Here is a 7,203-nt window from a genome sequence, read left to right as displayed (position 1 = left end):
TCTATGGCAACAACATCATCACGGGTGCGGTTGTCCCCTCCAGCAATGCCATTGGCTTGCACTTCTACCCCATTTGGGAAGCTGCTTCCCTTGATGAGTGGCTCTACAACGGTGGCCCTTACCAACTGATCATCTTCCACTTCCTGTTGGGTGCCTCCTGCTACATGGGTCGCCAGTGGGAACTCAGCTACCGCCTTGGTATGCGTCCTTGGATTTGCGTGGCCTACTCTGCCCCCTTGGCCTCGGCCTTTGCGGTCTTCTTGATCTACCCCATTGGTCAAGGCAGCTTCTCTGACGGGATGCCCCTCGGTATCTCCGGTACCTTCAACTTCATGATTGTGTTCCAAGCGGAGCACAACATCCTCATGCACCCCTTCCACCAATTGGGTGTGGCCGGTGTCTTTGGGGGCGCTCTGTTCTCCGCCATGCACGGCTCTCTGGTGACCTCCAGCCTGATCCGTGAAACCACCGAAACCGAATCCACCAACTACGGTTACAAATTTGGTCAAGAGGAAGAAACCTACAACATCGTGGCTGCCCACGGTTACTTTGGTCGCTTGATCTTCCAATACGCCAGCTTCAACAACAGCCGTGCGCTGCACTTCTTCCTTGCCGCTTGGCCGGTGGTCGGTATCTGGTTCACCGCCCTGGGTATCAGCACGATGGCCTTCAACCTCAACGGTTTCAACTTCAACCACTCGGTCATTGATGCCAAGGGCAACGTGATCAACACCTGGGCTGACATCATCAACCGTGCCAACTTGGGGATAGAAGTGATGCACGAGCGCAATGCTCACAACTTCCCCCTTGACTTGGCAAGCGCTGAGTCTGCTCCTGTGGCCATGATTGCTCCCAGCATCAACGGCTAACTTCCAGAGCGACTGTAACTAGCGTTTTAGTTAAAGGAACCGCCTCTTGATTGGGGGCGGTCTTTTTTTATGATGATGGTCAAAGGGTAGAGACTATATTGATGAATGGTTGGACATCCCTCTTGGCAGTGGCAGTGCCCCTCGTGGTTCAAGCAGCAACACCGGCTCCAGAGATCATTAGGCGGGCGATTGCGATCGCTGCTGAGCAGTTTGGTGAAGAACCAGAGCAAATTAGCGTGGTTCAAGTTCAGCCTAAGGTTTGGTCCGATGGCTGTTTGGGCTTGGGCGGATTGCGGGTTGATTGTGCTGAGCGTCTAACCCCCGGTTGGGAAATTACCCTGACAAATCCCAATGCTCCTTATCCCCAACAGTGGGTCTATCGCACGAATCAAAGTGGTTCCCTGATTCTTTGGGATGCCGCTGGCAGTCAGATGATTGGTACCCTGATTCAGCGACCGCAACGCCTGAGTCCAGAGGCGTTGCCACCCCCCGTTCCTGAGGGCGTAAGTTTTCGCGTGATTCGGCAAAGTGATGCCTCTGGGAACCGTCCACCCTCAACGACAATAACACTGCTCTATAACGATGGTCGGATTGTGCAGCAAACCACCAATGCTCGTGGCGAAATCCTCAGCCGCACCCTGCGTACGGTGACACCTGCTCAAGTCAGTCAATTTAATCAATTGTTGAGGGATCGCCGGTTTGATCGCTTCAATGGCTTTGATTTTGTACCCATCCCCCTAGAGCGAGCGGTGCCCATTCATCTCGTCTCTACCCCCACCGCAACGGTGCGCTTTGCTGAAGCCAATGAATACCGCCTTGCCTCTGATTTGGTTGCTGTTTTGCGGGCATGGGGGCTATTGGTTGCCAAAGGTCAGCTTCCTGACCAGATTTCATCACAAACCAGTTAGGAGAACAATGACTAGAGCCGCATACATTCATCTGCCCTTTTGTCGGCGCCGCTGCTTCTACTGTGACTTTCCGATTACAGTAGTGGGGGATTCTCCGACGCTGGCAGAATCACTCATCCAAGAGTATGTGGCTGCACTCTGTCAAGAAATTGCCCAGACCCCTGCTGAGCCGCTACCGCTCCAAACGATCTTTTTTGGGGGGGGGACACCGTCTCTAGTACCACCTCAATACATTGGCCAACTGCTGGAAGCCCTCGATCGCCAGATGGGCATTGCCCGAGGGGCGGAAATTTCTATGGAAATGGATCCGGGAACCTTTGACTTAGAACAATTGCAGGGCTATCTCAGGGTAGGGGTGAATCGCGTCAGCTTGGGTGTACAGGCCTTTGACGATAAGCTATTGCAGGTGTGTGGCCGCAGTCACGATGGGGCCGATGTTGAGCGGGCAGTGGAGATGATTCATAGGGCGGGGGTAGAAAATTGGAGTATGGATTTGATTTCAGGCTTGCCGCAACAATCCTTGGCGGATTGGCAGTTCTCCCTAGAGCGAGCGATCGCCCTCAACCCAACCCATCTCTCTCTCTATGACCTCATCATTGAGCCAAAAACCGTCTTCAGCAAACGCTATCAACCCGAAGCAGCCCCCCTACCTACCCAAGAGCAGGCCGCCGCTACCTATCGCCTTGGTCACGAAATCTTAACCGCAGCGGGCTACGACCACTACGAAATTTCTAACTATGCCCGACCAGGGTTTGCCTGTCGTCACAACCAAGTGTATTGGCGCAATCAACCCTACTATGGCTTTGGCATGGGCGCCACCAGTTATCTAGGGCATCGCCGTCTCAGCCGTCCGCGTACCCGCCGTGAATACTATCAATGGGTGCAAAGCTTACCAGAGAGCCTGAATCAAGGGAGTCCAGATGCCCTATGGGATCGCTGGTTGGAAACCCTCATGCTGGGCTTGCGCCTCAGGGATGGCCTCTCTTTAGCTGCGCTAGCGGATGAATTTCCTGTGTCGTGGGTTGAAGCACTACAAGCAGCAGCAGCAAAAATGTCTCCAGAGATGCTTTCTTTGACGGGCGATCGCCTGCACTTGACACAGCCGGCAGGATTTCTAGTGGCCAATCACGTCATTGTCACCCTTTGGGAAGCATTGGAGGGATCGGTTTTCCGCCAACAGGAAGCGCAACCCCTACCGATACACTAGAAGTTGTCTGACCAAGAATACACTCACGGGAAGCATCATGTTGGAACAGGGAACCATTTCAATCCATACTGAGAACATTTTTCCAATCATTAAAAAGTGGCTCTACTCCGATCATGAGATTTTCCTGCGGGAACTGGTCTCCAACGCCGTAGATGCCATTCAAAAACTGCGGATGGTAGCGCGCTCTGGGGAATATAGTGGCGATGTGGATCACCCGGAAGTGACGATCACGATTGACAAAGAAAACAAAAAGCTGGCGATCGCCGACAACGGCATTGGCATGACCGCCGAGGAAGTCAAAAAATACATTACCCAAGTGGCCTTTTCCAGTGCCGAGGAATTCGTTCAAAAATACAAAGGTGAAGGGGCAGACGCAATCATTGGTCACTTTGGCCTTGGCTTTTACTCCGCCTTCATGGTCTCAGAACGGGTGGAAATTGATACCCTCTCCTACCGCGAAGGTGCTGTCCCCGTGCATTGGACCTGTGATGGTTCCACCGAATTTACCCTCTCCGATGGCCAGCGCACCAGTGTTGGTACAACCGTCACCCTAACGCTCCAAGACAGTGAACTAGAGTATCTAGAGCCGGGGCGCATCCGTGAACTCATCCGCAAGTACTGTGACTTCTTGCCCGTACCGATTCGGCTCGAAGGCGAGCAAATCAACAAACAAATTGCCCCGTGGAAGAGTGCCCCCAATAGCCTCAGCAAAGAGGACTACCTAGAGTTTTATCGCTATCTCTATCCCTTTCAGGAAGACCCTCTGCTCTGGGTTCACCTCAATACCGACTATCCCTTTGTGGTCAATGGGATTCTTTACTTTCCAAAGCTGCGCCCCGATATTGATGTCAGCAAGGGGCAAATTAAGCTCTACTGCAACCAAGTCTTTGTCAGCGATAACTGTGAAGAGGTCATCCCGCGCTTTTTGCTTCCCCTGCGGGGGGTGATTGACAGTAGCGACATTCCCCTGAATGTGTCCCGCAGTTTCCTGCAAAAGGATCGCACCGTTCGCAAAATTGCTGACTACATTGCCAAAAAAGTGGGCGATCGCCTGAAGGAGCTATACCGCGAAGACCCCGCTGCCTACGTGCGCTCTTGGCAAGACTTGGGCACCTTTGTCAAATTTGGCTCGATCAATGACGAGAAGTTCAAAAAGCAGGTGGAGGACATTCTCATCTACCGCACCACTGCCGAATTAACCTCTAAAGAAAGCGAAGATGTCTGGGCCAGTGAGGGGGGCATTCAAGTGGATGGCAAAACCTACACCACCCTCAAGGAATACCTCGAGCGCAACAAAGAGCGCCAAGGCAATCGCGTCTATTACTGCACCGATGAGGTGAACCAAGCTACCTACGTGCAACTGCTTAAAAGCCAAGGGATTGAAGTCCTGTTTATGGACAGTTTCATTGATACCCACTTTGTGCCGTGGCTGGAGCAGAACTACAGCGATGTCAAGTTCCTGCGGGTGGATGCAGAACTCGATGAGACGCTCATTGACAAAAACAAAGAGAGCGAACTTGTCGATCCCACCACGAAGAAGACCCGCAGCGAGCAGATCAAATCCCTCTTTGAATCCGTGCTGAAAAAGCCAAAGCTGACGATTCGCACCGAAGCCCTCAAGGCCGATGCCCCCCCGGCGATGATCCTGTTGCCGGAAACCAGTCGGCGGATGCAGGAGATGATGGCAATGATGCAGCAGCAAGCCAATGCGCAGTTGCCAGAGGAGCATATCTTGGTTGTCAACACCGCCCATCCCTTGGTGCAAAATCTCCTCAGCCTCAACCAAGGAACGATTATTCAAACCAGCGGCACCTCAGAGACGGGTGCATTGGTCGAACAGCTGTGTCAGTATATCTACGATTTGGCCTTAATGTCGCAGCGGGGCTTTGATGCCAATGGTATGCAGCAATTTACAGAGCGTGCCAGTCAAGTCCTGACCCAGCTGACAACCATGGCCACGCGCTAACGTTTGCAGAGGCGGGAGGTAACGCATGATTATTACGGTAGGCCTATTGGCGGGAGCGATCGCCCTACTGGCGTGGGGACTGTACCGCAACCTGCCCTACGGCAAGCTGGGGATTGTGGCTTGGCTGCAAACCCTTGTTCTGATGCTCCCTTGGCTGGTGGTTTTTGGTAGCCTCAGCTTTGGAGTTGTGATTAACTTTGCTGCCGTGCTCTTTGGGCTAGTGTTCTCGATTGTGGCCTATGTTGCCCTTGGCCGTTGGTTGCGATCGCTGGCCGCCACTGCAGAACTGCCCCTACCCTCTGGCCGTTCTGAACTGGAGCAAGCCACCAGAGAGCAGACGACGCCAGCCCAGCCTACTGAACGACCTAGCCTTCCCCCTGAAGACCTGCAAGTCATTCAAAATATCTTTAGCGTTGATACCTACTTCGCCACCGACTACCTTCCCTACAAGGGGGGCGTGATCTGCCCGGGGAATCTGCGGGGAGAGGCCCAAGTGGTGCATCAGCAACTTACCGAACGACTTCAGGCTGCCTTGCCCGATCGCTATCGCCTCTTTATGGTGTCCAATGGGGATGGCAAGCCGATGGTCGTGATTTTACCGATGACGACCGAACCGATTCGCTCTGGCAATCTTCAGAAGCTGGCAGCGGTTTTCTTGGCGGTGGCCACCCTTGGAACCTGTCTCGAGACCAGCGCTATCTTGCAGGGGTTTAGCTTACTGGGAAATCCAACCACTGGCCTCTTCCAGCGATCGCTCCCCTTTGCCCTTGGCCTCTTTGGCGTTGCCGCTATACGGGAAGTGGGTCACTGGCTAATGGCCAAACGCTATCGGGCACGCTTAGGGCCGCCCATCTTTTTGCCGGCGTGGCAGTTGGGGACTTTTGGTGCCATGACCCGCATTGAATCTTTCCTTGCCAATCGCAGTCAACTCTTTGACATTGGTGCAGCGGGGGCGATCGCCGCCGGTAGTGTTTCGCTGCTGCTGTTGGCCATTGGCCTTGTTCTCTCGCCCACGAGTCAGGGGTTAGAGGTGCCGACCCTCTTTTTCCAAGGCTCGATTTTGGTGGGGACGATCGCCAAGCTCTTTTTGGGGCAGCAGTTACAAAGCGAAGTGGTGATAGTGCATCCCTTTGTGATTCTGGGCTGGCTGGGCTTGATCATGACTGCCTTGAACTTGATGCCCGCAGGACAACTGGATGGGGGGCGGATTATTCAAGCCATTTACGGTGCCAAAACCGCCAAACGACTCACGATTATTACCCTTGTGGTCTTGGGCTTGGTGGCGATCGTCAACCCCTTGGCCTTGTATTGGGCGTTGGTGATCCTGCTGTTGCAGCGGGATGTGGATCAGCCCAGTCTCGATGAGATCACCGAACCCGATGATACCCGTGCGGGTCTTGGCCTGCTGCTATTGTTCCTGATGGCCGCTACCTTGATCCCGATGGCGCCGGGGCTGGCGGGTCGCTTGGGAATTGGAGGCTAAATGCCCGATTCACTGCGGCAAATTTTAACGGCGATCGCCCAGGGGCAACTGAGCGTAGAGACCGCCTATCGCCAGCTGCAACACCTTTCCTACGAACCCATTGGCGATTTTGCACGCATTGATCACCAGCGGCAGCAGCGCACTGGCTTTCCAGAGGTGATTTGGGGACCCGGCAAAACCCCGCAGCAGATTGCTGAGATTCTGGAGCGGATGCGTCCCCACTATCCCTGTGTGATGGCCACGCGCATTTCCCCAGAGGTGTTTGAGGCAGTGCGATCGCGCGTTGGCGGACTGCACTATTTTGAAAAGGCACGGATTTGCAGTACAGCCCCCATTTTGCCACCGCAGTTTCCGCTTCAGGTGGGCTTGGTCTGTGCAGGCACAGCGGATCTACCCGTGGCCGAAGAGGCAGCAGTGACGTTGCAGCTCTCAGGATTTGGCGTTGAGCGGTTTTGGGATGTGGGGGTGGCTGGCATTCATCGGCTGTTGAGTGTGCGCGATCGCCTGGAGGAGATGGCCGTGCTCATTGTGGTTGCCGGCATGGAGGGGGCCCTTCCCAGTGTGGTGGCGGGGCTAGTCTCAGTGCCCGTGATTGCTGTGCCCACCAGTATTGGCTATGGCGCAAACTTTGGCGGTTTGGCAGCGCTACTGACAATGCTCAACTCCTGTGCCCCCGGCATTGGTGTTGTCAATATTGACAATGGCTTTGGGGCGGCAATGCTGGCAGCCAAGATCTTGCGATCGCTCAGCCAACGGTTATAATGGTTATT

The 7,203-nt window shown here is 54.2% G+C and carries 6 protein-coding genes; all 6 read left to right on the top strand.

Annotated features, from left to right (window positions below; translation table 11 throughout):
- On the top strand, positions 1 to 869 hold an 869-nt coding region (gene psbA / locus IGQ15_RS08690), incomplete at its 5' end, for a photosystem II q(b) protein (RefSeq protein WP_297050865.1).
- 101 nt (positions 870 to 970) lie between these two features.
- Positions 971 to 1,777, top strand: a complete 807-nt coding sequence (locus IGQ15_RS08685) for a hypothetical protein (protein ID WP_297050862.1) — start codon at positions 971 to 973, stop codon at positions 1,775 to 1,777.
- 7 nt (positions 1,778 to 1,784) lie between these two features.
- Positions 1,785 to 2,984 carry a radical SAM family heme chaperone HemW gene (gene hemW, locus IGQ15_RS08680; RefSeq protein ID WP_297050859.1) on the top strand — a complete coding sequence of 400 codons (1,200 nt, stop codon included), beginning with the start codon at positions 1,785 to 1,787 and terminating at the stop codon, positions 2,982 to 2,984.
- A gap of 37 nt (positions 2,985 to 3,021) precedes the next feature.
- Complete coding sequence (gene htpG / locus IGQ15_RS08675; RefSeq protein WP_297050857.1) at positions 3,022 to 4,950, top strand: molecular chaperone HtpG; 1,929 nt, start codon at positions 3,022 to 3,024, stop codon at positions 4,948 to 4,950.
- A gap of 25 nt (positions 4,951 to 4,975) precedes the next feature.
- Entirely contained in the window at positions 4,976 to 6,433 is a 1,458-nt protein-coding gene (locus IGQ15_RS08670; RefSeq protein WP_297050855.1) for a site-2 protease family protein, read from the top strand.
- On the top strand, positions 6,434 to 7,195 hold the full coding sequence (larB, locus tag IGQ15_RS08665) for a nickel pincer cofactor biosynthesis protein LarB (protein ID WP_297050853.1): 762 nt from the start codon (positions 6,434 to 6,436) through the stop codon (positions 7,193 to 7,195).
- The last annotated feature ends 8 nt before the right edge of the window (positions 7,196 to 7,203 follow it).

Origin of the sequence: Thermosynechococcus sp. M98_K2018_005 (assembly GCF_015295825.1) — a bacterium.
Classification (GTDB): domain Bacteria; phylum Cyanobacteriota; class Cyanobacteriia; order Thermosynechococcales; family Thermosynechococcaceae; genus Thermosynechococcus.
The sequence above is the reverse complement of the archived record's forward strand: the minus strand, read 5'-3'. Positions and strand labels throughout refer to the sequence as shown.